The 26,083-nt window shown below is 31.8% G+C and carries 27 protein-coding genes; 5 read left to right on the forward strand and 22 right to left on the reverse strand.

Annotated features, from left to right (window positions below):
• Positions 1-28 precede the first annotated feature (28 nt).
• From NLG42_RS11960 to NLG42_RS11990, 7 genes are all read right to left on the reverse strand, one after another.
• Entirely contained in the window at positions 29-580 is a 552-nt protein-coding gene (locus NLG42_RS11960) for a hypothetical protein (RefSeq protein ID WP_257683920.1), read from the reverse strand.
• 659 nt (positions 581-1,239) lie between these two features.
• Complete coding sequence (locus NLG42_RS11965) at positions 1,240-2,214, reverse strand: hypothetical protein (RefSeq protein ID WP_257683921.1); 975 nt, start codon at positions 2,212-2,214, stop codon at positions 1,240-1,242.
• A 611-nt stretch (positions 2,215-2,825) separates the two neighbouring features.
• Positions 2,826-3,497 (reverse strand): hypothetical protein, encoded by a 672-nt coding sequence (locus NLG42_RS11970; RefSeq protein WP_257683922.1) that lies wholly within the window; start codon positions 3,495-3,497, stop codon positions 2,826-2,828.
• Complete coding sequence (locus NLG42_RS11975; protein WP_257683923.1) at positions 3,494-4,378, reverse strand: hypothetical protein; 885 nt, start codon at positions 4,376-4,378, stop codon at positions 3,494-3,496. Before NLG42_RS11975 ends, NLG42_RS11970 begins: the two co-directional genes overlap by 4 nt.
• The gene (locus NLG42_RS11980) at positions 4,362-4,532 is read right to left on the reverse strand and encodes a hypothetical protein (protein ID WP_257683924.1); all 171 of its coding nucleotides are present in this window, start codon (positions 4,530-4,532) and stop codon (positions 4,362-4,364) included. Before NLG42_RS11980 ends, NLG42_RS11975 begins: the two co-directional genes overlap by 17 nt.
• Before the next feature lie 11 nt (positions 4,533-4,543).
• Positions 4,544-6,346 (reverse strand): type VI secretion system Vgr family protein, encoded by a 1,803-nt coding sequence (locus tag NLG42_RS11985; protein ID WP_257683925.1) that lies wholly within the window; start codon positions 6,344-6,346, stop codon positions 4,544-4,546.
• A 17-nt stretch (positions 6,347-6,363) separates the two neighbouring features.
• Positions 6,364-6,840, reverse strand: a complete 477-nt coding sequence (locus NLG42_RS11990; protein ID WP_257683926.1) for a hypothetical protein — start codon at positions 6,838-6,840, stop codon at positions 6,364-6,366.
• A 230-nt stretch (positions 6,841-7,070) separates the two neighbouring features.
• Between NLG42_RS11990 and prfA the strand changes: the two genes are divergently transcribed.
• Positions 7,071-8,147, forward strand: a complete 1,077-nt coding sequence (prfA, locus tag NLG42_RS11995) for a peptide chain release factor 1 (protein WP_089056494.1) — start codon at positions 7,071-7,073, stop codon at positions 8,145-8,147.
• A gap of 167 nt (positions 8,148-8,314) precedes the next feature.
• Here the strand turns inward: prfA and NLG42_RS12000 are convergent, their stop codons facing one another.
• Positions 8,315-8,458: a hypothetical protein gene (locus NLG42_RS12000; RefSeq protein WP_257683927.1), complete on the reverse strand. Its 144-nt coding sequence runs from the start codon at positions 8,456-8,458 to the stop codon at positions 8,315-8,317.
• Between the two features lie 113 nt (positions 8,459-8,571).
• Between NLG42_RS12000 and NLG42_RS12005 the strand changes: the two genes are divergently transcribed.
• Positions 8,572-9,903 carry a DUF5723 family protein gene (locus tag NLG42_RS12005; RefSeq protein ID WP_257683928.1) on the forward strand — a complete coding sequence of 444 codons (1,332 nt, stop codon included), beginning with the start codon at positions 8,572-8,574 and terminating at the stop codon, positions 9,901-9,903.
• A 419-nt stretch (positions 9,904-10,322) separates the two neighbouring features.
• Here the strand turns inward: NLG42_RS12005 and NLG42_RS12010 are convergent, their stop codons facing one another.
• The 9 genes from NLG42_RS12010 to NLG42_RS12050 all read right to left on the reverse strand — a co-directional run bounded on the left by NLG42_RS12010 (position 10,323) and on the right by NLG42_RS12050 (position 15,951).
• Positions 10,323-10,679: a hypothetical protein gene (locus NLG42_RS12010; protein ID WP_257683929.1), complete on the reverse strand. Its 357-nt coding sequence runs from the start codon at positions 10,677-10,679 to the stop codon at positions 10,323-10,325.
• A 31-nt stretch (positions 10,680-10,710) separates the two neighbouring features.
• Positions 10,711-11,070 carry a hypothetical protein gene (locus NLG42_RS12015; RefSeq protein ID WP_089056497.1) on the reverse strand — a complete coding sequence of 120 codons (360 nt, stop codon included), beginning with the start codon at positions 11,068-11,070 and terminating at the stop codon, positions 10,711-10,713.
• A 27-nt stretch (positions 11,071-11,097) separates the two neighbouring features.
• Positions 11,098-11,388, reverse strand: coding sequence for a YtxH domain-containing protein (locus tag NLG42_RS12020; protein ID WP_257683930.1), 291 nt, complete (start codon positions 11,386-11,388; stop codon positions 11,098-11,100).
• Between the two features lie 129 nt (positions 11,389-11,517).
• A complete protein-coding gene (locus NLG42_RS12025) occupies positions 11,518-12,039 on the reverse strand; it encodes a DUF4142 domain-containing protein (RefSeq protein ID WP_244281236.1) in 522 nt (173 codons plus the stop codon).
• Between the two features lie 196 nt (positions 12,040-12,235).
• The gene (locus NLG42_RS12030) at positions 12,236-14,020 is read right to left on the reverse strand and encodes a sensor histidine kinase (protein WP_089056500.1); all 1,785 of its coding nucleotides are present in this window, start codon (positions 14,018-14,020) and stop codon (positions 12,236-12,238) included.
• A gap of 10 nt (positions 14,021-14,030) precedes the next feature.
• A complete protein-coding gene (locus NLG42_RS12035; protein WP_089056501.1) occupies positions 14,031-14,477 on the reverse strand; it encodes a response regulator in 447 nt (148 codons plus the stop codon).
• A 13-nt stretch (positions 14,478-14,490) separates the two neighbouring features.
• Positions 14,491-15,048, reverse strand: coding sequence for a helix-turn-helix domain-containing protein (locus tag NLG42_RS12040; RefSeq protein WP_089055193.1), 558 nt, complete (start codon positions 15,046-15,048; stop codon positions 14,491-14,493).
• A gap of 430 nt (positions 15,049-15,478) precedes the next feature.
• Positions 15,479-15,712 (reverse strand): ferritin-like domain-containing protein, encoded by a 234-nt coding sequence (locus NLG42_RS12045; protein ID WP_257683931.1) that lies wholly within the window; start codon positions 15,710-15,712, stop codon positions 15,479-15,481.
• Positions 15,709-15,951, reverse strand: a complete 243-nt coding sequence (locus NLG42_RS12050) for a Dps family protein (protein ID WP_257683932.1) — start codon at positions 15,949-15,951, stop codon at positions 15,709-15,711. Before NLG42_RS12050 ends, NLG42_RS12045 begins: the two co-directional genes overlap by 4 nt.
• Positions 15,952-16,292: 341 nt before the next feature.
• On the opposite strand from NLG42_RS12050, the gene pyrF reads away from it, so the two are divergent.
• A complete protein-coding gene (gene pyrF, locus NLG42_RS12055; RefSeq protein ID WP_099719862.1) occupies positions 16,293-17,120 on the forward strand; it encodes an orotidine-5'-phosphate decarboxylase in 828 nt (275 codons plus the stop codon).
• A 114-nt stretch (positions 17,121-17,234) separates the two neighbouring features.
• Positions 17,235-18,035, forward strand: a complete 801-nt coding sequence (locus tag NLG42_RS12060; RefSeq protein ID WP_257683933.1) for an ABC transporter substrate-binding protein — start codon at positions 17,235-17,237, stop codon at positions 18,033-18,035.
• On the opposite strand, the gene NLG42_RS12065 is transcribed toward NLG42_RS12060, so the two are convergent.
• Positions 18,032-18,952, reverse strand: coding sequence for a helix-turn-helix domain-containing protein (locus tag NLG42_RS12065; protein WP_257683934.1), 921 nt, complete (start codon positions 18,950-18,952; stop codon positions 18,032-18,034). The genes NLG42_RS12060 and NLG42_RS12065 overlap by 4 nt on opposite strands.
• A gap of 68 nt (positions 18,953-19,020) precedes the next feature.
• Positions 19,021-20,031 carry an aldo/keto reductase gene (locus NLG42_RS12070; protein WP_257683935.1) on the reverse strand — a complete coding sequence of 337 codons (1,011 nt, stop codon included), beginning with the start codon at positions 20,029-20,031 and terminating at the stop codon, positions 19,021-19,023.
• Between the two features lie 676 nt (positions 20,032-20,707).
• On the opposite strand from NLG42_RS12070, the gene NLG42_RS12075 reads away from it, so the two are divergent.
• On the forward strand, positions 20,708-22,201 hold the full coding sequence (locus NLG42_RS12075) for a catalase (protein ID WP_089056506.1): 1,494 nt from the start codon (positions 20,708-20,710) through the stop codon (positions 22,199-22,201).
• A 571-nt stretch (positions 22,202-22,772) separates the two neighbouring features.
• Here the strand turns inward: NLG42_RS12075 and purU are convergent.
• The 3 genes from purU to NLG42_RS12090 all read right to left on the reverse strand — a co-directional run bounded on the left by purU (position 22,773) and on the right by NLG42_RS12090 (position 25,921).
• Positions 22,773-23,627, reverse strand: coding sequence for a formyltetrahydrofolate deformylase (purU, locus tag NLG42_RS12080; RefSeq protein ID WP_089056507.1), 855 nt, complete (start codon positions 23,625-23,627; stop codon positions 22,773-22,775).
• Between the two features lie 91 nt (positions 23,628-23,718).
• The gene (locus tag NLG42_RS12085; RefSeq protein WP_089056508.1) at positions 23,719-24,441 is read right to left on the reverse strand and encodes a DUF4197 domain-containing protein; all 723 of its coding nucleotides are present in this window, start codon (positions 24,439-24,441) and stop codon (positions 23,719-23,721) included.
• Between the two features lie 220 nt (positions 24,442-24,661).
• Positions 24,662-25,921: a hypothetical protein gene (locus tag NLG42_RS12090; RefSeq protein WP_257683936.1), complete on the reverse strand. Its 1,260-nt coding sequence runs from the start codon at positions 25,919-25,921 to the stop codon at positions 24,662-24,664.
• Positions 25,922-26,083 lie beyond the last annotated feature (162 nt).

Consider the following 26,083-nt stretch of genomic DNA (forward strand, 5'->3'; position numbering starts at 1 on the left):
AGGAAATAATTTTACAATTAAAATCATATTAGTTAAATGATTTCTTTTTTAAAAGGAATAGAATTATAAGAAGTGGAATAAAAGAATAATAAAAATACAGTCCCAAAACAGCATCAATTTTTTGTGATTTAAGATCTGTTTTATCGTTTAAAAAGACTTCATCATTAAGAGTATTTCTAAGTACTTCGATCGTTTTTACATTTTGATTGTAAGTGTATGCTCCTATAATTACTGCTGAATTGATGTAAGCGCAATCTATTTCTTTTTTTGTTTTAGAATGCAATAAATTACCGCGAATTATGGTATGATCTTTTGAAGTAGATTTTCCCTGACTAGAAGAAACTTCGCTCTGAACAAAAGCCGTGTCAACTACAAAAATATCTTTTTTGAGATATTTTTCGGGATTGTATAATGCTTCATAATTTTCAAAAGGTTTTTTGAAACTGCCTGCAATATCCTGATTTATAAAACCATGAACTAATTGAGTAGTTAATACAATTACCGAAGTTACGAGATGTACTAATAATGCGATTTTGATAACTTTATATTTTTTGAAAAACGGATGATTCTTTAGTTTCATTTTTGAGACAATTATGTACGCATATTTACAATTGATGCCTGATGTAAATAATGCTTAATTTGGAATGTTTTATATGGTTTGTTTGAGACTAGAAATCTTCGCAGAGCAAAGAAATCTTGTTTATTCGATTTTGAATTTGTTGATTCTTTTTCTGAATAATAAAAACTCTATTGTCGTAAGAAATAGATAAATTATTGAAAAAATGGCGGGCCTTTTTAGAATAGTTACATTGTGTACGGAAATATCGATTAATAAATTAATAAGGATAAAAAGGACACAAAATGTTGGTATTCCTAAAAATGCTAAAAGTGACCAGTAGAAATTATTTCTGATTTTTTCTTTCAAATTTAGAAGAATTGCAAAAGAAGAGATGATCATCGCAATAAAATATACAGCTGAAAAACCTAGATTTATTATGAGATCTAAAATCTGTAGAAGTTTTTCAAAGGAATTTCCCGCGATCACATTTGTTTCTGAAATCACAATTCTGTAAATAAAAAATAATGAAATGCTTATCAAGAAATTAATAATCCAAAACCTGAATATAATTTTTTTCATTTTTTTTGGCGGCTAGTTTTTTATTATCTGTTGCACAATCCCGAAAGCTTTCGAGACTGACTTTGCGTTTTATGCGTAATTCTTTGCAGAATTGGCGGTTTTTATTCTTCTATTGTGTAATCAAAATTTCCACTTACAGGTATCGTTAAAATTCCGTTTGCTTTCATTTCATTTGTCGATTGTGTATAAATGAAATGGTACCACCAAATAAAAAATTCTTCAAATGATATTTCTTTGTCGTAACCTAATTTAACGTAAATCTGCCTGCTGTAATTTCGTTCGCTTTCTAAAACTTTCAATAAATCGGGTAAATAGATTTTAGCCATTTCATCAAAAATTTGGTTATCAGATTCTGTGATTATATTTTTAGATAATGAACTTTCAAAACCGTCTCTGTTATTTCCATAAATACTGCTGTAGTTGTTGCCAATTTGATGCGATTGATTGCCATAAATTCCAAAAGATTCTGTTCTAGAATCAGTGTTTTCGCTAATCTTGAAATAGTAATGTTTTCCATTTCTTAAAGGTCTATCGTCTTGTTTAAGGAATTCTTTTTCGACATTATTAATTTGCCAAGAGTCTAACAAAACATCACTTAGAATTAGAAATGACCATTTTTCAAAACTCTGAGTTTTAGAAATTGCTGTAGTGTTGAATAGTGATTTTATTTCGGGTAACTTTTTTGTAATCGATTTTGTTATTTTACTCGAAATGGGTTTTGCGTATTTATATAGTAATTCACCATCTTTTGAGCCCGCAATAAAAACAGTTGGTTTGTACTGATTATTAACTTTATGCAGCCAATTTTTAGATTCTAAAAAGGTAATTTTACTTGCCATTTTTTCATCATTAAACTTTGTAAAACTTTGAAAATCTTGGACACTATAACCTTTATGAAGAGCAAATAATAAAAAATCTAAACTATCTTTTTTTATTTTAAAATCGGGAAAATTATCTCCGCTCGAAATCATAGCCCTTTCAATTTTTAATTTGAAAATCTGATCTATTTTATTTTGGGCTTTAACATATTTTCCAAGTAAAAGAAAAATTAGGATTAATATCGTTTTGGTATTCATTTTTAAAAATCTGATTTTAGTTGTGTCGCAAAGATTGATATTTTTTTATTTATAAATATATAAAGAGTTGTGTTTTTTTGTAGTTTTTTTCTACATATTAGATCTCATTGTTTTCAGCTAAGATTGCAAATCTGAGCTTTCATATATCAGGGAATATTTTTGTCAATTGATATTTGAATATCATCTTTATATTTATTTTGATATTCGATAACAATCAGGACAGAAAACAGCTCACTCGCTGCGCAAATGTCTATGACTTTGCGCCATTTCATATAGTTTTTTTGAAAACAGAAACGTCTTAAAGTCTCTGACTTTAAACTCATTTATGATTGTGAAAACCATTATTTTAAAATGATTCAGGAAAAGTCGGAGACTTTTGACAGGTTTATGGTTTTTGAGAGCAAAAAAATACGCAAAGTCGGAGACGTTTGCGTAGCTTTTTATTGGAACTCTTTGGGGAGCGGGGGTAAAGTTATGCCAAGTAAATTGGACTTAACCGCCTTATCGCCACACGAAAGGATTCGTGCGGGAGCGGGGGAAATGTATCTATTAGAATTTTCTTTTTTATATCATTCTAACTCAATATTTTTCCAAATCAACAAGTTCTTATTCTATTCAATGAACTTATAAAGTGAGTTTTCATTGTAAAAATCCCAAGTAAGGTAATCTTCATTTCCTATTTTTTCTTTTAAATAGTACGTTACCATTTCATTTCTATCTGATAAATAAAAATAGGATTCATAATTATTTATTATAAATTTTACTCTTAATCCAATACTGTCATTATGATTTCGAAGTCTTTCAAGTGGGACTTCTTCATTGTTTATTTTTAAATTATTATAGTATTTTTTAATGTCTTCTTTTGTTTTAAATAATTCCTTTTTTCCATCATTGTTGAAAGGATGCGTCATTATGCTTTTATAAAATATTTTTTTATTTCTAAAAAAGTAGGTGATAATTTTTCCTTTAATATCGTTTTCTGGAATATCTTTAAATATATTAATCGGTCCTTTAGGTATTTGATTAACTTTTCTTGGCCTAACATTAGACAAAACATCAATCGTAACTTGATTGAATTTAGAGGCAACTGTCGGCTCAGATGATAAATTATAATCTTTTTCATCATCAATTATTCCCTCATATACTATTCTTTGATATTTGTAAAAGCCATTATCGAGCAATTCTTGTTCGCTTAAATTTTGATTTATGTAATGATTGATTCTATCAGTTTTCGTACAAGAAATAACTGAAATCAAGAATGTTAATAATAATTTTTTCATCATTGAATCTTTTTTTTATATTCTATTACTGGTTCAATACCTTTTAAAATATCTTCTTCTCTTGGTTCTTGTATACCATCTTTCTTCTGGTAAAATTCACCATCTTGTCCTTGCACCGCTAAATAATCTTGATGATAGGATTTTTTACCTATTTGATATATGTCATACATTGGAAAGGCTTTATCCAGTGTATTAATTTCAGGTTCCAGACCTAATAAAAAACAAAATACTGAAACAACTTCTTTAGCTACAATAGCTACTCCAGCAGTTTCGGAAAAAGGTATAAATCCTACTAAGCCACCTGCTATACCAATTCTAGCTAATATTTTTTCTATTTTTGATTTATCTTCTGATATTATTACACGGGTATAATTTTGATCTAGTGTTCTATTAATTATCATTGCTTCTTTAATATAGTTAAGGAAAGAATTTAAAATATGCTCCTTTCCATTTCTAAATCTTACTCGTCCTTTTTCAACTATAAGACGATGTAATTCTGGACCATCTATTAAAATATCTTTTTCTCTTTTTACACCGAAATTTCTATCTAGTTCTTCTATACCTTTTGCATCTGCAATAGTCCTATATGTTGTCACTACACGATCACCACCAATTACTTCTCCAATATTATTTATGTAGATATTTAGAGCACTTGCATATACGTCTTTGTCTTGCTGATTAGGAAACCCATCTCCCTTTTCATCTCCATATCCGGAATATTTTTTTAAACTTGTTAATGCTGTTACACAATGAGGCTCCCCATTTATAGTCATCGAAATACTCTGAGTGTAATAAGCCCATTTAAGATTCACCCTTGGATGTTTTTCCCAAGGCTCTGGTATTCTTTCTGGCTCATAATCGCCAAAACTAACTGATATTCCCATTTTTTATTATTTTTTGTGTACTGTTTAATTCTATATTTCCATAAGTAGCAACTAACTTTATGTTACCACTGATTTTTTCAATTTCTTTTGCTTTAACAATAGACTTTTTGTTTATCCGCAAAATACTGTTTGTAGCATTTTTTATAATAGCCATAAGTTTAAAGTTTAATTAATATTGCTGTTTTCACCACTATTAATATGAATCGTTTTTGAAGCTTTCAATGTCATATCTCCATTAGTTGCACTCATATTTATTTTCTCCGCCATTTCAATACATTCAGAAGAATTAATAGTTATTTTTTCGTCTATAAGTTCAATTTTTTCATCACCTTTTTCGAAAAGATTACCTTCTGCACTTATCGTAATGTTATTGCCTGCACTTTGTGTTATATTTTGATCCGCTTTACTATCAATATCAGTTCCTGCCTTCAGCGTAATACTTTCGCTAGCTTCAAAAACAATATTTTTAGCTCGTATGGTTACTGTCTCAGGCGAAGTCACATTTATATTTTTATTCTCTTCATCCAAATGGAGTTCATTCCCGCTTGGGTCAGAAAGCCAAATACCAACTTTTTCAATAAACTTGAACAGCATTCCAAAACGAAGCTTCCAGCCTTTAATCTTGTTTTCAGGATCAAAAAAATCTGGTTTTTCTTTTCCGTTGTAATAAGTACCAGAAACATAAGGGCATTCGGCGTTGCCTCCCTGAAAACTAACCTGAACTTCTTCGCCAATTTCAGGTCTAAAATAACCGCCCTTTCCTGATCCGGCATATAGCTGCGTTACGCGCATCCATTCGCTCTCATTGCCCCAGCCATTCCAATAATATTGCACTTTAACACGTCCTAGACCTTCGGGATCGTTATTGTCGGTCACTTTGGCTGGCTGAGCTTCGGCAAAAGCAAAGACATTTACATTGGTATAATGTGGTGTCGTAACATCAGATGGAATGGCTTTGAACTCACATTTGTAATCTCCATTCACCTCAGAATAGTGAATAACTTCTACAGCTATCAGGTTATGTTCGACCGTTTTGTTTTGAATGCTAAAAACCTGCCCGACACCAATTGGGAAATAGGATATACCACTATAAAAAACACAATTGGCATTATGCGCCGAAGTTTGTAGTTTGACCATTTCATCAATTTCTTCTTTGTTCTGCGCATTATTGGTATAAGTGCCTACATTTAATTCTTTTGTTGTTACGGCTAACTGATTCCAAACCATTGAGGAAGTAAATCTATCTCGGCTTCCGTTATCATTGACCAATGCACCATTCCGAATATTTGACGCTGCGAGGTAATCATAACCTCCAAAAGAACTTTTATGCGAAAACAGATTGGTTTCTATTGTAAACTCATGTAACGACGAACCATTAATTAGTTTAATATTGGTGGTTTTAGTTTCTCCAAACTGCATTCGCATTCCATCAAAATAAAACCACTGCCCATAGCGTTGTGAAAGACGTTTCAAGAAACTAAAACTTGTTTCGTTATACTGAGATTTAAAAGAAAAACTTTTGGTGTAGGTCGGCTTAATGGCCTGTCTCTGATAAAACTCATCGGATTGGGTTTCTGCAAATAATTCAAGTGCAATCTGTTGAAGGTTTTTACCGAGAAAAATTCTTGATTTGGGACCGTCTTCCAAAAAAACAGTATGACTTATTCCATAAACATGAAGACCTGCTGGGCTTCCATAACGATCTATTGATTTCAGACCTCGAACTATACCTTTGGACATTAACTTAATTCCGTTAACTTTAAAAGTAAAAATGACTTCACTTCCAATGTATTTTGAAATAGCATCAGCCTGTTTTTTTGGATCAATAACAGCTTCTCCAGTGTATTGCCAGATAAAAGTAAAATAATGATGATCCGCCATTTTTTGTGAAACCTGCAGATCGTAATAAATAACATTTTTTTCAAAGGAACTTATTGAAATGTGAACTTGTTCTGAAAATTTACTCATAGCATAAAGGTTTTTAGTTAATTAGAAGATATATAAGCATCGATTTTATCGTATGCTTTTGATTTAAATTTTTGGTATATTCCACAGAATTTAGTTCTTCTGCCTTCTTCGTTTTCAAAAAATAATTGACCTTCCATTGTTACAATCATTCCAAAATATGGGTCAATGAACTTTTCAAAATATTCGATAGCCATGTTTACGACTTCTTCTTTTGTAGTAAAATGGTATTTTATTCCATCGCTTCGAGAGATGGTGTCGCCAACCTTTGGATAATACTGTTTATTATTTATCATTAATGATTTAGGAATGGTTAACCACATGTTATCATCTTTATCTTTGAATAAGAACAAAAAATTGGTTTGAACAGAAAACATTGCGCCTGTAATAGAATCAACAATAACATTACTATCACAGTTTTTGGAGTTGCTAAGAATTTCTATAAATGGTCTGTATTTTGAAGATAATAATTTGCCAATTTTTTCTGTGGTCTGCATAATAATCACTTTAGTAAATTAGAAGTTATGATGATAAAAATATGTTGAGTATTCTTATTAGTAGTCTAGTATAAGATATTAGAATAACATAATAAGGTATAATTGATTTGGTAGCTCCCAAGAACCAACCTAATTCCACTAAATTTCTCTCTCAAAATTCCCAAAAAATAACCACTAGAATTTTCCACAAAAATTTTGTAATTTTGCAGTCCAATAAAAGGAATTAGAAAATGTTAGATAGACTTCAATATGTAAAGCAGCGTTTTGATGAGATTTCGGATTTGATTATTCAGCCGGATGTTATTGCTGATCAAAAACGTTATGTGCAACTCAACCAAGAATATAAAAGCATAAAAGCTTTGGTTGAAAAGAGAGAAGAATACATTCTTGTTTTAGCAAATATTGACGAAGCAAACGAAATTATTGCTGACGGAAGCGACGCAGATATGGTTGAAATGGCCAAAATGCAGCTTGACGAAGCAAAAGAGCGTTTGCCGCAGCTAGAGGAGGAAATCAAATTTATGTTGATTCCTAAAGATCCTGAAGATGCTAAAAATGTAATGGTGGAGATTCGCGCGGGAACGGGTGGAGACGAAGCAAGTATTTTTGCAGGAGATTTATTCAGAATGTATACTAAATATTGTGAATCTCAAGGCTGGAGAACTTCGGTTGTAGATATGAACGAAGGAACTTCTGGAGGTTTCAAAGAGGTTATTTTTGAGGTTTCGGGTGAGGATGTTTATGGAACTTTAAAGTTTGAAGCAGGTGTTCACCGTGTACAACGTGTTCCTCAAACAGAAACGCAAGGTCGTGTGCATACATCGGCGGCTACTGTTATGGTTTTACCAGAAGCAGAAGAATTTGATGTACAAATTGATATGAACGATGTTCGTGTAGATTTCTTCTGTTCGTCAGGACCTGGAGGACAATCGGTAAATACTACGAAATCGGCAGTACGTTTAACGCACATTCCAACAGGATTAGTGGCGCAATGTCAAGATCAGAAATCGCAGCATAAAAATAAAGATAAAGCGTTAACGGTTTTACGTTCTCGTTTGTACGAAATGGAATTGGCTAAGAAAGAAGCTGAAGATGCTACAAAACGTACTTCTCAGGTTAGTTCTGGTGACCGTTCGGCTAAAATTCGTACGTACAACTATGCGCAAGGTCGTGTAACTGATCACCGTGTTGGTTTAACACTTTACGATTTAGGAAATATCATGAATGGTGATATTCATAAAATTGTTGCCGAGCTTCAGTTGGTTAACAATATGGAGAAATTGAAAGAAGCTTCGGAGGTTTTTTAATCTGAGGTTTAAAAAAGGTACAAAGATGGAGAGGTTTTAAGGTTTTCTCTCTTTGAAGTTATACTATATTAAAAGTCGAACAATATGTTCGGCTTTTTTTTTGTAATAAATCGAGTAATTCTTATTTGTATATAACCAATGATTTCAACCATTGGGACGCAGTGTATTTACAATTCATTTTTCATAACCAATTTTTCACAAATCATTTCCTGTAATACAGCTCCCGAAATAGTTTTCTTAGTTTCAAGCATGAGCACTATTTTGGTTTTGTCAATTCTAAGAAAAATCTTAAAACCTTTGATTTTCTGCATCTTTGCCTCTTTGTTCGTTAGAAAAAAAGTTTTTTTTTAACATTTTTCTTTTAATATTTGTGTGCCTTTTCAACCATAAAAGGTGTAACTAACCAATTGTTTAAAACTAATTTATGAAGAGAACTTTACTATTATTTTGCTTCTTTGGAAGCTTTTTTTATGCCCAAGGGCAATCGTATTTTGGATTTCGGGATGATAATTATGCGGGGATTCAAGGTGTGTTATTTAATCCGTCGGCTGTTGTAGATTCTAAATACAAAGTTGATATTAACGTGTTTTCGGCTAGTGCAACCGGACAGAATGATTTGTATGGAGTTAATTTTGCCGAGATTTTAGATGGCAGTTTTGATTTGCAAAGAGACGGAAAGAAGAATATTAAAGCGAATAATAAAGGGAATTTTAATGTCGATATTTTAGGTCCGTCCGTTATGTTCAATATTACTCCCGCTCACAGCGTTGCACTTTTTACGCGTGTTCGAAGTGTAACCAATGTTGTCGATGTAAATGGTCAACTTGTTGATGAGGTAAATAAAGATCTAGATGTTTCAAATAGTTTTTTAATAACTGGAGGAAATCCAAATGCTGTTACCAATTCGTGGGCAGAGATTGGAGCCAGTTATGGTACGGTTTTACTTGATGAAGAAGAACATTTTATAAAAGGCGGTGTTACACTGAAATACTTGCTGGCAGGAGTAAATGGTTACATCAACGGAAATAATTTGAGTGTTGCTTTTAATAAAAACAATGTAAATCCGGCTTTGAGTGAATATTACTCAACGGGAACATTAAAAACAGCGGCAAGTTATGATTATCAAAACGGTAATGATCCTAAGTTTGATGGAACTTCGGCTGGTGTGGGCGTTGATTTAGGATTTACGTATGAATATCGTACCAATTGCCATACTTGCAGAGGAAATCGATATAAGTTTAAAACCGCAGTTTCTATAACAGATATTGGAAAGCTTAATTATAAAAATATGGTCGAAAACACGTACGATTTGTCAGGAAGAGTTACGCAGGATGATATTGATAATGCCGATAATATTTTTGAGTTCTTTGATGCCAATTATGTAAAAACAGCATCACGAAAAGGAATGCAGGCCAATTTACCAACTGCTTTGCACACCAATTTTGACTGGAATATTAATAATAAGTTTTATCTGAATTTAAGCGGAGATTTTGGATTGGTTGATGCTAAAAAGACAAACGGAACTGCAATTGCAAATTCGGTTACATTTACGCCTAGATTTGAAGATGGGAAATTTAGTTTTTACGTTCCTGTGACTTGGATGCAATATGGCGGAACACAAGTTGGAACTGGTTTTAGAGCCGGCCCATTATTTATAGGTTCAGGATCATTAATCAGCAATTTATTTTCAAACAATTCTAAAGGTTGCAACCTTTATGTGGGCTTGAAATTTCCTATTTATCAAAATTATAATTAAAGGGGCTGAGATACTCAGGTTCTGAGGTTTTTTTTTGAGGTGCAAAGGTGTAGAGGCACAAAGGCTTTTTTTTGCTGAGATGTATTTTAGAGAATAAAAAAGCGCGAGTTTCACTTTTGTGAAACTCGCGCTTTTGGGTTAAGATAAGTTTAAGTTTTCAAGAAAAAAACTTAGAATCTCAGTACCTTAAAACCTAAGAATCTTAGCACCTTAACTATAGTGATGTATTAACCGTTTAATCATTTGTTATAACTTAAAACGTATAAACAAGTTAGATACCTAAAAATACTCTTGTAAATTCAAAACATTTATATAGGGTAGAGTAGATGTTCACACTATTTTTGATTATTATTTCATTTAACTTTTCCATAATCATATGTATTAAGTTAGACAATCACTCTTTATGATGGTTCATTATGTCATGATTCCTCTTTTGCTGTTTCGCGTGAGGGTTCATGCGGTTTCGAAACTAAATTGGTTACAACAAGCTGCAACAATGATCCGAAGATGCTTTTAAATGTTGAAGGGGTTTTTCCTACTACGAGTTTTTTAGCTAGAAAACCAATTCCAATACTAATCGCTGATTGCGCCAAATGACTTTTGAAACCAATTGTTTCATTGATTTCTTCAACCGTATTCCGAATTAGATTAATGGGTTTTAAGTTATCTTTAATATCCTCGATTTCTTCTTTAATAGAATGCCATTCAGCACCTTGTCTGTTTTCGAGCTGTTGTATTTTCTGATTCAATTCATCAATAGTGTAAATAGCCTCCATAGCAGTCTTTTTTAGTTATTAATGGAATAAATCAGTTTTTAGTTTCTTTTAGAATACTGGAAACAATTGTATTTCCAATTGGAGTTTTAATTAAAGTATGGTGCATTTTGTGAATCACAATGGCAACAATTAAATAAAAAAGTGCCATAATAAAAAAACCATAATAATATTCTCCAAGTTCTTTTCCAATCCATAAACTAATGCCAATATTTAGAAACAAGGAAAAAAATGCAACAACAACCGCAACCGCAATCTTTGATGTGAGTGTTGAAACTACATCTGCCACAGACGATACCGTTTTAAGTTTTAGTAATTCTAAACTCGTTTTGGTATAATTTTCGGCTTTTTCATAAAGATTTAGGTCCTCATTTGTTGTTGCATTTGGTTCCATGATATTGGTATTTATGGTTTGAAAGAATCACTTTTGGTAATTTGATTTTGCAGATTTAGCTTCGTCTTTTAAAGCGTTAAAGTCTTCTTTTGCTTCATTAAACTTTGCTTTTCCTTCTTGAATAATCTCTTTACCGTTTGAAGTGATTGTGTGTACAACGCCGTCAAATTTATGTTTGATATTATCGCCGTAGTCTCTTGATTTATCTTTGATTTTTTTTCTAGTATTTGAGCCTTTATCGGGTGCAAATAATACTCCTAATAATGCTCCTGCCGCAGCAGCTCCAACAATTCCTAAAATGGTGTTACTCGTTTTCATAATAATTGAATTTTAGTGATTAATATATTTAATTTAAAAAGGGTTCATTTTTTACGTTTCCAGCCTTTAAAAAGTCTTTAGTATTTATATCTTCATTATTAAAATAGCTGCCAATAAAATGGCAAGCCATTAGTTTATTTCTTTTTTCAGGTTGAGTTCCGTTTCTCTTAAAAGATCAAATTGTTCAGGTAAATAGGTCAATACTAATTTTAAAATTGTTTTGTCATTTGTTTCTTTAGAGATCGATTCCAGTAATTCGATTTGTTCTTCTAAATATTGTTTCATCAACTTTAAATAAACAGTGTCAAAATCAAAAGCATTTACGTTAACCAGATTGTAAGTGTCTCTTCGATGCGGCGCATCTATTTCGGATATAATAATGAGCCTTTTAGTCGCTAATTCATTTACATCTTCTAATAACCGATTTTGCTGTCTTTCGATTTTCAAACTCAAAATTGCTATTGAACTTTCTGAACTTTTTTGTTGTGCAATCTTACTTTTTGAAATAATTGCTTTACTTACATTAGCAGTAGCTATAAAAAAAAAGGCTTCTGTTTCTTCCTTTTCATTTTTTGCAAAAGTTTCATTTTTCTTCAATGTCGTTTCAATTGGATTATTTTTTTTGCATGATGAAACACAAATGATAATCAAAAAAAAACACACTTTAAAAAATGCTCCCTTTAGTATAGGTATTGCTCTCATTATTACTTCATAAAGTATTATATTACAAAGTTGGCGAGGAATAGCGTATTTTGCTTTACACCATAAAAAAGAAACGTTATATAATTCCCATAAAGAAATTATATAACGTTATTTTGCAGTGCTTTAAGTTGTGTTTTTTGAAAGATTAATCAGGAAGAAAAATAGTAAAAACCGAACCTTTATCCGGCTCGCTGTCTGCCATAATAAAGCCTTTATGATTATCGACAATTTTTTTACAGATTGCCAAACCAATTCCGGTTCCAGGATAATCTGTTTTTGAATGTAAACGTTGAAATAATATAAAAATAGTGTCTTTAAATTGAGGATCAAATCCCATTCCATTATCCGTAAAAGTAATCTTGTGGTATTTTTTTACATTTTGATCCAGCAATTCAGGATAATCTTCAGAAAGTACTTTAGTGCTCTCAATTACAATTTCGGGAGTAACATTAGGTTTGCTGTACTTTAATGAATTTCCAATTAAATTGATAAAAAGCTGTTCTATTTGATACGGAATCACAGACAATTTTGGCAGTTTTGAAACTGTAATAACCGCTTTTTTATCCTCGATAATTTCTGTTAATTCAGCTTCAGCATTTTGAAGCAACTCATTTAACTGCGATTTTATAAATTCTTTTTTAGTCGTATTTGTTCTTGAAAATAAAAGCAGATCATCAATTAAAACGCGCATTCTTTTGGCCGAAATCTGAATTTTAGTAATGTAATCATTTGCGCTTTGAGACATTACAGCCTTGTCAGCATCAGAAATTCTCGAAATAAAAGTTTGGATTTTCCTTAACGGTTCCTGCAAATCATGACTGGCAACATGGTTAAAAGAAGCCAGTTCTTTATTGCTTTTTTCTAATTCTTTATTACGTTCCTGTAATTCAATATTCAACAGATGCTCATCAGTAATATCAAAATTAATTCCCAGTAAAATTTTACTTCCCTGTTGATCCGTTAATAATTTCCCTGTTGATTTAAAATATCGGACTTCGCGGCTTGGAAGTAAGATTTTATAATAAACAAAAGGAAGACGTCCGTTGTTTATAATTCCTTCAATAGAATTAGCAACCGTTTCTTTATCATCAGGATGAACAAAATTTAAAAAAGTATCTTTTTCAGGCACAAATGAACCTGGCTCATAACCTAATAATCGAAATTGATTATCAGAATAATCGATTTTATTGGAGTCTAAATCCCATTGCCACGTACTGAATTTACCAATTGTTTCAGATTGAGCTATTAAACCGCTGGAAATTAAGAGTTTTTTATTGAAAATTTTCAAACGCTCGAAATCTTTACTTATTTGTCTGTAAGCCAGTAAAATAAAGCTCATAGCGACTAAGAATAATGAAATAGAAAAAAGCGGACTTAAAGATATTTCGGCATCATAGATTTTCAGCCTTTTGTTTAAGTATTTTTTCTCCATATCATTCATTTCGTCAACCTTAAAACGAATGTTTTCCATCAGGATTCGGCCGCCAAACATATGATTGTCAAGTCTGCGTTTATCGTATGTTTTAGGATCGCTGTATTTTAAGCAGTTTTCAAACGAAACGAAACGCTGAATAATTAGCTTAAAAAGTTTGCGAAGGTTTTCCTGCTGTACAGGATTATCAGCCGTTAATTTTCGTAACGTGATAAAGGAAGTGTTTACTTTATCACGCGAATAAATATAAGGCGTTAAAAATCGTGCATTTCTGGTAATAATATAACCTCGCTGACCCGTTTCGGCATCTTTAATCGCCGACATTAAACGCTCCAGCTGAATATTTATCTCATAAGTATGCATAACAAGCTTACTCGATTCGTTTAAATCTTGATTGTGCTTGTATGCAATAGAGGAAAGAAATAACAGAATGAAAACTGCGATTACAAAAATAACTCTCAAAGAGTTTGAAGAATTAAAATTTGGGATCCATTTCATTGATGTACAATTATTTTAGACGCAGTAAAAAATTATCACGATTTAATCCTGATGTATGATAGTGCCAGTTTACAGTCACAACTTCATTAATTATTTTTTTAAGCGTATTAAAATCGCTTGGTTTTTTAATGTAAATATTGGCACCTTGAATAAAAGTATCTTCAATATCTTCTTCAGATGATGAAGTTGAATAAATGGCGATAATAATGTTTTTAAGATGTTCTGTCTTTTTGATTTCGATCAAACATTCTTTTCCTGTTTTTTTAGGCATATTCAAATCGAGAAATAAAATATCTGGAATTTTAGTATTTGGGTTCATCAAATGATCCATTAACTGCATTCCGTCATGAACAAAATTTACGTTGGTTTGTACTTTTACTTCTTCGAAAGCATCCTTAAAAAAAAGACGATCATCTTCATCATCATCTGCAAGTAAAATATGTAATGCGTTTTGCATTTTTATGTGGTATTTAGTTTTGTTTTAAATTTTCTCTTCGTTTCTTAATTATTCGCTGAAAAGCTGATGGCGTAATGCCGGTTGTGTTTTTAAATTGTGTGCTTAAATGTGCAACACTTGAATAATTTAATAAGAACGCGATTTCTGTTAAGCTCATTTCGTTAATAATAATTAACTGTTTTGCTCTTTCAATTTTTTGTAAAATGATGAAGTTTTCAATAGAAGAATAAGTCACTTCAGAGAAAACGTTCGATAAATATCCGTAACTATGATTTAGTTTTTCTGCTAAGAAAACGGAACTTTTATAATTGTTATTGTCTTCCATGAAAACAAGCTCAATTATAGCATCTTTAATTTTTTGAACTAGAACACTTTTTTGATTTTCAACAACTTCAAATCCGCAAGGGCTTAAATTGTTTTTTAAAGCTTCGAGTGCATCAGAATCTAGACTATCATCAACTTCGATTTCTCCAAAACCCAAAGTAGTAAAATTTATATTTTGCTGCTCGAGATTTTGCTTCAGATAAAGAGAGCAAATGGTGTTAATGTCAAACTTTATAAACAGTTTCATTTTATACAAATTTGGTTAAAGATAATTAATTTATTTTGGCTTATAGTCTTTCTTACTCGTTGTATTAAGGAAATATTAACGTATAAAAACTAAATTTTCAAAAAAATACCGTCTAATATTTTGCTACTAGACGGTACTTCTGATCGAATAAGAAAGCTTCATAATTCTGACAGGATTTGATAAAATTCTTTTTTCCCTGTATTTGCTATAGTTTTTGGTAAGTCGCTACTTTTATCTTTAGCAAAAATTAAATCATCAACGGTCAGAAAAGCATTTTAATACTTCAGATTCTGTTTTATTCAACCAAGCCTTTTTATTTCTGTAAATAGAATGTGGGGTCCTTTTTACATGGTAAAGTTGCCTATTAATATTGAGTTTCGTGTTATATTTATTTTGGAAATCGTTGCATAATTCACATTTCAAACTTTTTTTAAACTTGATAACGACGCAGAATCCAAGCCATTTTTTCATGTTCCTGCAATAAGTTCGTCACAAAATCTGCAGATCCGGCATCATTGGCTTCGTCTTCAAAAATCGGAATATAAGATCGAAATTCAGTTACCAACTGTTCATGATTTTCTAGAAGTTCCTCGAGCATATGTTTTTGCGACGCATATTCTTTTGGAGATTCTTTAAGCGTTGAATTTTCTATAAACTCTTTCATTGTCCCGATTGTTTTCTCGCAAGCTGATTGATGCGTTCTGCAACTTCATCGATTTGAGCTTCTAAAATTCGGTATTGCTCTTCAAACAATTTATGTAATTCCATAAAACTATTTCCCGAAATGTTCCAATGAAATTTTCTGGTTTTTACATAAAGAATCATTTCATTAGATAAAATAGTCGCTAATATACTTGTACTTTTTTTTAAATTTTTTGTTGATATTCCAATATTTGGGGTCATAACGGTCTGTTTTTTAGAGTTCCTTTCAAAATTAAAAAGAAGAGTTTCTTTTTTCTTACATAATTTTTTGCAGTTGTTATAAGAATTCAATGTTAATTAGATAATAGGACAATTAGATAATTAAAATTTAAAATTTTAAGCAATTACATTGTCACCCTGAGCGAAGTCGAAGGGCGAAACGTGAAGTTTTTTTGCTGCGAGTTGCACAAATTTTATTAACAAAAATTCTATTCGTGAAATTTGCGAAATTCGTGGCAAAGAATTAACCTGAAACTTCAAACCTAAAACCTGAAACAAAAACTAATATTATTTGTAATTTTGCAACACTCTTAAAATGTAATATGACAACACAACAACTACACGAACAAATTCTTCAAAAAAAATCATTTTTATGCGTTGGCTTAGATCCTGATTTAAATAAAATTCCAGCGCATTTATTAGAAACAGAAGATCCAATTTTTGAATTTAATAAAGCGATAATCGATGCCACTCATGATTTAACAGTTGGCTACAAACCAAATACTGCTTTTTTTGAAGCATACGGAATAAAAGGATGGATGTCATTGCAAAAAACAATCAATTACATCAACGAAAAGCATCCAGAGATTTTTACAATTGCCGATGCTAAACGCGGCGATATTGGAAATACTTCGAGCATGTATGCCAAAGCTTTTTTTGAAGATTTAAATTTTGATAGTGTAACTGTTGCTCCTTATATGGGAAAAGATTCTGTTGAGCCGTTTCTAGCTTTCGAAAATAAACATACTATTATGTTAGCTTTAACTTCTAACGAAGGTGCTTTCGATTTTCAGACTTTAAACACAAACGGGACAGAATTATACAAACAAGTTTTAGAGACTTCTAAAACATGGAAAAACAGTGAAAATTTAATGTACGTTGTTGGCGCTACAAAAGCAGAATATTTTGCTGATATCAGAAAAATTGTTCCAGACAGCTTTTTGTTAGTTCCAGGAATTGGCGCTCAAGGCGGAAGTTTGTCTGAAGTATGCAAATACGGAATGAACGATAAAATTGGTTTATTGGTAAACTCCGCAAGAGCAATTATATACGCTTCAAAAGGAACCGACTTTGCTGAAAAGGCTAGAGAAGAAGCTTTATCAGTTCAAAAAGAAATGGAAGAGATTATTCGTTTAAAGTTTGAGGTTTAAAATTGTTCGCCACGAATTGCACGAATTTAAATTAGTGAAAGTTTGTGCAATTCGCGGTAAAAAACTTTGCGTAACTCTTTGATAAAAAACGCAATCCAACTTGAAATTTTAAACATGAAACAACTAACAGATCATATAGGAACCGTTCATTTTTTTGAAACAGCTCCCAAACGAATTATTTCGCTGGTTCCATCTCAAACGGAATTGCTTTATGATTTGGGTTTAGAAGATAAAATAATCGGAATCACAAAATTTTGTGTTCATCCGTATCATTTAAAATCTACTAAGAAGATTGTCGGCGGTACTAAGAAAATTCATTTTGAAAAAATAAAACTTTTACAGCCTGATATTATCATTTGTAATAAAGAGGAGAATACAGAAGAAATAGTAAATCAGCTGCAAGAAATTTGCCCGGTTTGGGTTACTAATATTGTTTCTATAGAGGATAATTTTCAGATGATTTCAGATTTCGGTAAAATCTTCAATTGCAGAACTGAATCGCAAAAGTGGAACGACAAGTTAACTTTCGCCTTGAGCGATTTCAAAAAATATATTCAGGATATTGAAGCAAAAAAAGCGGCGTATTTTATTTGGAAAAATCCATATATGGTCGCCGGAAATGATACTTATATAAATGAATTGCTGAAACTAAATCATTTTAAGAATATCTACGAAGATAAAGGACGTTATCCTGAAATCGAACTTAAAAAAATGCGTCTGGAAGGCGATCCAGATGTTGTTTTTCTTTCATCAGAACCTTATCCTTTTAAAGAAGAAGATGCTTTTGAAATTGGAAGGTTTACGCATCATGCTAAAACGATCTTCGTTGACGGAGAAATGTTCTCTTGGCACGGCAGCCGATTATTAAAGGCTTTCGCGTATTTTAAATTACTTCACGAACGATTGAAAAATTAATTAAAAGAGCTTCTAAATTCTAAAGGTGAAACGTTAGTCTTGCTTTTAAATAATTTATTAAACGACTGCGGATATTCGAAACCTAATTTATAAGCAGTTTCACTCACACTTAGTGAAGTAGTGGTAAGAAGTTCTTTAGCCTTTTCAATAATTTTATTGTGAATATGATGCTGTGTACTTTGTCCTGTCAATGAGCGTAACATATCACTAAGATAATTTGGCGTAACATTTAATTGTTCTGAAATGTAAGCTACAGTTGGCAAACCTAATTTTTGGACTTTATCACTTTCAAAATATTCAGAAAGAAGAATCTCTAATTTGTTTAAAAGCGTGTTGTTTGCATTTTTTCGGGTAATAAACTGTCGGTTGTAAAAACGATTGCAGTAATTAAGAAGCAGTTCAATATGCGAAACCATTACATCTTGACTGAAAGCATCTATAGATGAAAGATATTCTTGTTCGATATTTTTCATAATTCCAGTAATCATTGTTTCTTCTTTTTCAGAAAGATGCAGTGCTTCATTAACGGCATAAGAGAAATAACCGTACTCTTTAATTTTTTTCGCCAAAGGATAACTCTGAATAAAATCAGGATGAATCACCAGCATTGAGCCATTTACAGTTGTATCCATTGGAACTTCTGTAGAAATAATTTGACCTGGACCCATAAATGTCATAACACCTTCATCAAAATCATAATAGTTTTGACCGTATCTCATTTTTCCCTTAAATCCTTTTTTAATCGAAATCGTATAAAAACTGTAAATGACGCTCTTTAGATTGTTATCAAAATGACAATTTATATCTTTCAGATTTACAAAACTTACTAAAGGATGATCTGGTTTTGAAATTTCTAATAATTTATGTAATTCAGGAATAGAGCTTATAGTATGCGGAGTATGATCTTCTTTCTTCATGGCTTTAGGTTTAATACAGGAAAAGCTCTTGTAAAGATAACTTTTCCTGTAGATTTTTTTCTGAGTTCCTAAAGATTAACAGATTTCATTCCAGCCTCATCATAACGATTTCCAGTAATTGTTCCTATTGGTATAATACTTTCCAATCTATTCAATTCTTCAGGAGTCAGGACAAGTTGTGCCGCTTCAATATTCTGTTCAACATATTTTACTCGTTTTGTGCCCGGAATTGCTAAAAAGCCTTTAGAAGCGATCCATGCTAACGCCAATTGTGAGGCTGTAATTTTTCTTTCGTGAGCAATAACATTTATTTCATTTAAAAGTTCAATGTTTTTGTAAAATTGCTCTCCTTGAAAACGAGGAATTGATCTTCTAAAGTCATTTTCGGGTAAGTCTTCAGGATGTTGTATTTCACCCGAAATAAATCCTCTTCCTAAAGGAGAATACGCAACTACGCCAATTTGAAGTTCTTCTAATGTTTTTATGATTCCGTCTTCTTCAATGCTTCTTTCAAAAAGAGAATATTCACTTTGAACTGCAGTTAGAGGATGAATCTTATGAGCTTTTTTAATTGTTTCAGAAGAAACTTCAGAAAGACCAATATATCCAACCTTTCCTTCTTTTACCAAATCTGACATTGCCTGAACTGTTTCTTCTATTGGAGTATTAGGATCAACGCGGTGTAAATAATACAAATCGATATAATCTGTTCCAAGATTTTTAAGAGAACGCTCTACAGCTTTTTTTACATATTCCTTTTTGCCGTTAAACTGCCAGGTAAGCTCTTCGTTGTCGTTAATTTCAAAGCCAAATTTTGTAGCAATTTTGTAAGCATTACGATTTCCTTTTATCGCTTTTGAAATTAGTCTTTCATTTGCCAGCGGACCGTACAAATCTGCTGTGTCTAAAAAGTTACCGCCTAATTCAAGTGAACGGTGGATTGTTTTTATAGATTCAGTTTCGTCCGCTTTACCATAAATATCGTTTCCTGCAATTTGGCTCATTCCCATACAGCCTAAACCGATGTTAGGAATAATTAATCCCTGAGTTCCCAAATTCATTTCTTTTATTGCACTCATAATTTTTGTATTAGATTAAAATTGATAAGGCAAAGATCTAGCGTTATTATTTTTTTGAAGTAGCCAAATCTCTAATTGTTGTATCCAAATTTATGGTTTGTTTCTCTCGAGCTTTTGGAAGAAACAAAATAAAACAAAAAAAAATGCCGACATCTCGAAGACGCCGGCATTATTTAACTAACCAAAACCAAAATAATAAATAACCAGTTTATTACATTACAAATGTCCGACATATATCAATATTATGGTGTTAAGGTCTTGTTATTACTTTGTTGAATATAAGTTAATGTCTTAATTAAAAAAATCCAATATTTTCAAATTCTAAATTCAAAAATGCAAACTTGTTTAAATTGGGCTTTGAGATTTTTTTATTTGGAATTTACCCCAAAAAAGAATGCCGGCATCTCGAAGACGCCGGCATCATTTAACTAACCAAAACCAAAATAATAAATAACCAGTTTATTACAGTACAAAGATCAGGTATATATGGATGCTTTGCTGTTAAGGTTTTGTTATTACTTTGTTGGACATACGTTAAGATTTTTTAGACATTGATTTTGAGCTTTCTGTAACGTTATATAGTTTTTTATTATTAAAATATAATAACAATCAATTTTGATTATTGATATGCTAAGGATAAGTTCGTATATTTGGTAAAACATTAAATATCAGCAATATGGAATCAAACAAAAAATTAACAACTGCTACTGGAACTCCCGTTCCAGACAATCAAAACATTCAAACAGCGGGCCCTCGCGGACCAGTTTTGTTACAAGATTTTTGGTTTTTAGAAAAGATGGCGCATTTTGATCGTGAGGTTATTCCAGAACGACGAATGCATGCTAAAGGTTCTGGCGCTTACGGAACTTTTACAGTAACTCACGATATTACTAAATATACGAGAGCCGATTTGTTTTCGGAAATTGGTAAAAAAACAGAGATGTTTGCTCGTTTTTCTACAGTTGCTGGAGAAAGAGGCGCTGCAGATGCAGAAAGAGATATTCGAGGTTTTGCTTTGAAATTTTATACAAACGAAGGAAACTGGGACTTAGTAGGAAACAATACGCCTGTATTCTTTTTCCGTGATCCAATGAAATTTCCTGATTTAAATCATGCTGTAAAACGTGATCCAAAAACCAATTTGAGAAGTGCTGATAACAATTGGGATTTTTGGACTTTACTGCCAGAAGCTTTGCATCAGGTTACAATAGTAATGAGTGATAGAGGTATTCCGAGATCGTACAGACAAATGCATGGTTTTGGAAGTCATACTTTTAGTTTTATAAACAAACAAAATGAAAGACATTACGTGAAATTTCATTTTGTAACGCAGCAAGGTATTGATAACCTTTCTGATGAAGAAGCTGCAAAATTAGTAGGAGGAGACAGAGAAAGCCACCAGCGTGATTTGTTTGATGCTATTGAAGAAGGAAACTTTCCGAAATGGAAATTGTTTGTTCAAATTATGACCGAAGAACAAGCTGCTAATTATCGTTTTCATCCTTTTGATTTGACTAAAGTTTGGTTGAAAGGTGATTTTCCATTGATTCCAGTTGGAGAATTTGAATTGAATAAAAATCCAGAAAACTATTTTGCCGAAGTAGAACAAGCCGCATTTAATCCGGCGCATGTTGTTCCTGGAATTAGTTTCTCACCAGATAAAATGCTGCAAGCTCGTTTGTTTTCTTACGGAGATGCACATAGATATCGTTTAGGAGTAAATAATTTCCAAATTCCTGTAAATTCATCAAGATGTCCTTATAATACTTTCCATAGAGACGGAGCAATGCGTGTTGATGGAAATAACGGATCGAAAAAACATTATGAGCCAAATAGTTTTGGTGAATTGCAAGAACAGCCAGAATTTAAAGAGCCGCCATTGAAACTTCACGGCGATGCATGGGCATATAATTTTAGAGATGATGATAATGATTATTTCACGCAGCCAGGATTATTATTCAACCTGTTAACTCCAGAAAAGAAACAATTGTTGTTTAAAAATACTGCGGGACAAGTGGGAGGCGCTCAAAAGTTTATTCAGATTCGCCACATCAGAAACTGTTTCAAAGCGGATCCAGCATATGGAGAAGGAGTTGCAAACGCTCTTGGTTTAACAATGGCTGAAGTAGACGCTTTTGATGATCCAAGATTGTCGATTGTGGTTCGTTAAAAAAAGGAGCAAAGGAGCAAAGTAACAAAGGTTCTGAGGTTCAAAGAGGCAAAGGTTCAAAGGTTTGCTTCATGATTTTAAAAATAAACCCGACAGATTTTTAATCTGTCGGGTTTGTTTTATTATGTCTTTTATTTAAACTGGACTGAAGTCCAGCTCTACAATATAATTTTTTTTCAGAACTTTAAAAGAGCCTTCGGCTCGATCTATATTGTTGTACCCGACTTTAATCCGGTTTGTTTGATATGTAAAAATGTAAAAAAATGATAAACCCGACAGATTTTTTAAACCCGACAGGTTTTAAAACCTGTCGGGTTAATTTTTTTATGTCTTTTATTTAAACTGGACTGAAGTCCAGCTCTACAATATAATTTTTTTTCAGAACTTTAAAAGAGCCTTCGGCTCGATCTATATTGTTGTGCCGGACTTTAATCCGGTTTGTTTGATATGTAAAAATGTAAAAAAATGATAAACCCGACAGATTTTAAAACCTGTCGGGTTTGTTTTATTATAAAGAAAAACCTTTGTCCCTTTGAACCTTTACCACTTTGAACCTTTGCCACTTTGAACCTTAAGAAAAAACAACTGTCTTATTACTATAAACCATTGTTTTTCTCTCTGCATGCAGTTTGATGGCTCTTGCAAGAACAATACGTTCCAAATCGCGGCCTTTCATGATAAAATCTTCAACAGAGTGAATATGAGAAACTCTTGCAATATCTTGCTCGATAATTGGTCCTTCATCTAATTCTTCGGTAACATAATGACTTGTTGCACCAATAATTTTTACACCGCGTTTAAAAGCCGAATGATATGGTTTTGCACCCGGAAAGGCAGGCAAAAACGAATGATGAATATTTATGATTCTATTCTCGTAAAGCGAAATCAAATTTGGTGTGATAATCTGCATATAGCGCGCTAACACAATAAAATTGATTTGATATCTTTTTAAAAGTTCAATTTGTTTGGCTTCGCCTTCTTCTTTATTGTCTTTTGTAAAAGGCACGCAATGAAACGGAATATCGAATCGCTCAGCAATTGATCTTAAATCATTATGATTACTGATAATAAGCGGGATTTCAATGTTTAATTCACCAGCGCTGTAACGTCCTAAAATATCAAATAAACAGTGATCGTATTTAGAAACAAACAATGCCATTTTTGGTTTTTGTTCCTGATTGTACAAATCCCAAGACATATTAAAATCAGTGGCAATCGATTGATCAAAATCAGTTTTAAAATCTTCAATTGTAGTTTTCGGATTGGTCAATTCGCATTCCAATCGCATAAAAAAGACATTTTGTTCTACATCAACATGCTGATCAATGTAAATGATATTTCCTTCAACTTTAGCAATAAAAGTTGTCACTGCAGCGATAATTCCTTTTTGGTCTTTACAATGAATCAGAATGGTTATTTTTTGCATTTCGTTTTTTGGTTTAATCGGTTAATTGTTTAACTGTTTAATCGTTTGTTCGATTGCGCGAATAAACGATTAAACAGTTAAACAAAAAAAACTATTTTTTATCCTGCATTGCAAAAACATTTTTCAATAAAGGCGTTGTTCTTGCGCTAATGTTAGTACGAATATCTTTTTCTTCGACAGCGATCATTTTAAAAACACCAGATAAAGCTTGAGTTGTTGTATAGTCAGTTAAATCTGGATTTACTTTTTTTACAAGCGGGATTGTGTTGTATTTATTTATAATATTTTTCCACACCACATCGGCACCCACTTTTTCGAATGAGCTTTTAATTACGGGATTAAATTTTCCGTATAAAGATTTAGTTGTGTTGCTTTGTAAATAAGTTGTTGCAGCACTTTCATTTCCCAGTAAAATGTTTTTTGCATCGGTAATTGACATATTTTTCACTGCCGAAACAAAGATTGGAGTTGCTTCTTTCACGGCATCTTCTGCAGCACGATTCAGCATTTTAACACCTTCATCGGCAAGAGAACTTAATCCAACCCTTCTTAAAGTTGCATCGACTTTTTGCAGTTCTTCGGGCATTAGAATTTTTACAGCTTCATTTTTATAAAAACCATCTACGGCGGTTAATTTACTTACTTGTTCTGTAATTCCTTTATTTAAAGCTTCTTTTAGTCCAGATGCAATATCAACGCCGCCAACTCCTGAAACTTTAGTAGATAGTTTTGATATTTTTTGAGATAAGGTTTCTTTTACCTGAGCCTGAGAACTTAGAGAAAATAGGAGAGACAGAATTAAAATCTTTTTCATTATAGGGTTTTTATTTAAGTTTCAAAAATACTACTTATTCAAAAATAAAGCCACAATTTTATTTGAGGAGCTGTAACAATTTGTTTTATAATTAACATTAGAACAGCTTTCAATTTCTTGGAGATAGAAATTTGATGAAAAGAAGAGACGACAATACTGCAAAAAAAAAAGATTCAACATTTTAGTTGAATCTTTTTAGTTGGTATATAAAAAATTGAACTTATTGTTTTAGTTCAAACTTTCCGTCTTTCTCTGCATAAATTTCAGTTGCAGAAGATTCGTATTTCTTAAAAGATGAATCTGCTGTTTTTTCTACTAAAATAAAAACACCATTATATTTAATAAATTTCAATTCTAATCCTTTATCCGTAGTAATAGTTGTTTTATCGTTTACTACAACAAAATCAGTTTCACCGTTATCTTTATAGATCCAAACTTTTGATTCAGTTGGATCATTTGATGCTAGAATACTTCCTTCTGTACGATTAGCAAATCGATCCGTTTTAAGTTTTCCAGTTTGTGTTTTTCCGTTTTGAGAAACAGTTCCGTTAATATAGATATAGTAAGCCGAGTCAAATGTTGGGTTTTCAACTTTTGCGGTAAAGTTATTTTGGTTTACCGTCATTAAACTTGCAATGTTTGCTTTAGCTTCATCTGGCCACAAACTCATCATACCTGCACCTTGCTTTGCAGTTTCAAGATATTCTAAAGCTTTGTTGAAATTTAAAAGAAACAATTGTGTCAGCGATAAGTTTAAGTAAATTACTTTATTGTAATCTTTTGGCTTTAATTTTTTGTATTCTTTACCCACATAACCCAAGTAGAATTTTTCAAGTTCTGTAAGATAAGATTGGTCTATAGAATTGCTTGCAATCTTGTCAAAAAATTCATTTGTTTTAGTATTAAACTCGATAAGCTCAGGAAATTCATCTGCTTTTTCGAATACACCGTAGTTTAATGTAAGTTCTTTTTCAGTTGTAAAAATGTTATTATCATTAAGATATTTATATCCAATGTTATTTAGATCACTTGCTAAACTTTGATTTGGCTTTCCGTTTACGTAAGTTCCAGAATACATTTTAGCATTTGTACCTTTTTCATATATGATTTCATTGTTTTTTCCTAAAACCAAATATTTAAAATCACCGTCTAAAACATAAGTACCATTATCAGCTCTTTTGTAAGTTGATCCTTTGTAACCCATTAAAACGCGAACATCTGGGTTTGAAACATCTTTTTTAGAGTAATCTTCAATAGTGTTTTTTACTACATTATGCTCATAAGTTTTTGTAGTCTTGTCAGCATAATCTGCGTTCCAAGTATCATCTCCTTGAACAATGATATTGTATGTTTTAATGTTTTTGAAAAAGTCAGATTTTGGAATCGTTATCTTAACTTTTTTCTTGTTGGTGTCTGCTTTTTGAGCATAAGATGCACTGCTGATTACAGTTAGCAATAAGAATAGGGCAATTTTTTTCATAAGAATATTTTTGTCAAATATATGAATACGACTATTAAATGCACCAGTAAAAAACATGTTTTAATTCAAAAAAAACAATTGCTTAATAAAGCAGATTTTCTAAAGAAAATATAGACTTTTAGTACATTGATAGTTTGTTTTTTAATTCTTTGGAAACTAAAA

Origin of the sequence: Flavobacterium plurextorum (assembly GCF_024638035.1) — a bacterium.
Lineage (GTDB): Bacteria > Bacteroidota > Bacteroidia > Flavobacteriales > Flavobacteriaceae > Flavobacterium > Flavobacterium plurextorum.

What these genes read in the sequence shown, in the direction of transcription:
- NLG42_RS11960 (WP_257683920.1), bottom strand. Translation starts at nt 580, where the DNA reads ATGAAACTAAAGAATCATCCGTTTTTCAAAAAATATAAAGTTATCAAA.
- NLG42_RS11965 (WP_257683921.1), bottom strand. Translation starts at nt 2,214, where the DNA reads ATGAATACCAAAACGATATTAATCCTAATTTTTCTTTTACTTGGAAAA.
- NLG42_RS11970 (WP_257683922.1), bottom strand. Translation starts at nt 3,497, where the DNA reads ATGATGAAAAAATTATTATTAACATTCTTGATTTCAGTTATTTCTTGT.
- NLG42_RS11975 (WP_257683923.1), bottom strand. Translation starts at nt 4,378, where the DNA reads ATGGGAATATCAGTTAGTTTTGGCGATTATGAGCCAGAAAGAATACCA.
- NLG42_RS11980 (WP_257683924.1), bottom strand. Translation starts at nt 4,532, where the DNA reads ATGGCTATTATAAAAAATGCTACAAACAGTATTTTGCGGATAAACAAA.
- NLG42_RS11985 (WP_257683925.1), bottom strand. Translation starts at nt 6,346, where the DNA reads ATGAGTAAATTTTCAGAACAAGTTCACATTTCAATAAGTTCCTTTGAA.
- NLG42_RS11990 (WP_257683926.1), bottom strand. Translation starts at nt 6,840, where the DNA reads ATGCAGACCACAGAAAAAATTGGCAAATTATTATCTTCAAAATACAGA.
- prfA (WP_089056494.1), top strand. Translation starts at nt 7,071, where the DNA reads ATGTTAGATAGACTTCAATATGTAAAGCAGCGTTTTGATGAGATTTCG.
- NLG42_RS12000 (WP_257683927.1), bottom strand. Translation starts at nt 8,458, where the DNA reads ATGCAGAAAATCAAAGGTTTTAAGATTTTTCTTAGAATTGACAAAACC.
- NLG42_RS12005 (WP_257683928.1), top strand. Translation starts at nt 8,572, where the DNA reads ATGAAGAGAACTTTACTATTATTTTGCTTCTTTGGAAGCTTTTTTTAT.
- NLG42_RS12010 (WP_257683929.1), bottom strand. Translation starts at nt 10,679, where the DNA reads ATGGAGGCTATTTACACTATTGATGAATTGAATCAGAAAATACAACAG.
- NLG42_RS12015 (WP_089056497.1), bottom strand. Translation starts at nt 11,070, where the DNA reads ATGGAACCAAATGCAACAACAAATGAGGACCTAAATCTTTATGAAAAA.
- NLG42_RS12020 (WP_257683930.1), bottom strand. Translation starts at nt 11,388, where the DNA reads ATGAAAACGAGTAACACCATTTTAGGAATTGTTGGAGCTGCTGCGGCA.
- NLG42_RS12030 (WP_089056500.1), bottom strand. Translation starts at nt 14,020, where the DNA reads ATGAAATGGATCCCAAATTTTAATTCTTCAAACTCTTTGAGAGTTATT.
- NLG42_RS12035 (WP_089056501.1), bottom strand. Translation starts at nt 14,477, where the DNA reads ATGCAAAACGCATTACATATTTTACTTGCAGATGATGATGAAGATGAT.
- NLG42_RS12040 (WP_089055193.1), bottom strand. Translation starts at nt 15,048, where the DNA reads ATGAAACTGTTTATAAAGTTTGACATTAACACCATTTGCTCTCTTTAT.
- NLG42_RS12045 (WP_257683931.1), bottom strand. Translation starts at nt 15,712, where the DNA reads ATGAAAGAGTTTATAGAAAATTCAACGCTTAAAGAATCTCCAAAAGAA.
- NLG42_RS12050 (WP_257683932.1), bottom strand. Translation starts at nt 15,951, where the DNA reads ATGACCCCAAATATTGGAATATCAACAAAAAATTTAAAAAAAAGTACA.
- pyrF (WP_099719862.1), top strand. Translation starts at nt 16,293, where the DNA reads ATGACAACACAACAACTACACGAACAAATTCTTCAAAAAAAATCATTT.
- NLG42_RS12060 (WP_257683933.1), top strand. Translation starts at nt 17,235, where the DNA reads ATGAAACAACTAACAGATCATATAGGAACCGTTCATTTTTTTGAAACA.
- NLG42_RS12065 (WP_257683934.1), bottom strand. Translation starts at nt 18,952, where the DNA reads ATGAAGAAAGAAGATCATACTCCGCATACTATAAGCTCTATTCCTGAA.
- NLG42_RS12070 (WP_257683935.1), bottom strand. Translation starts at nt 20,031, where the DNA reads ATGAGTGCAATAAAAGAAATGAATTTGGGAACTCAGGGATTAATTATT.
- NLG42_RS12075 (WP_089056506.1), top strand. Translation starts at nt 20,708, where the DNA reads ATGGAATCAAACAAAAAATTAACAACTGCTACTGGAACTCCCGTTCCA.
- purU (WP_089056507.1), bottom strand. Translation starts at nt 23,627, where the DNA reads ATGCAAAAAATAACCATTCTGATTCATTGTAAAGACCAAAAAGGAATT.
- NLG42_RS12085 (WP_089056508.1), bottom strand. Translation starts at nt 24,441, where the DNA reads ATGAAAAAGATTTTAATTCTGTCTCTCCTATTTTCTCTAAGTTCTCAG.
- NLG42_RS12090 (WP_257683936.1), bottom strand. Translation starts at nt 25,921, where the DNA reads ATGAAAAAAATTGCCCTATTCTTATTGCTAACTGTAATCAGCAGTGCA.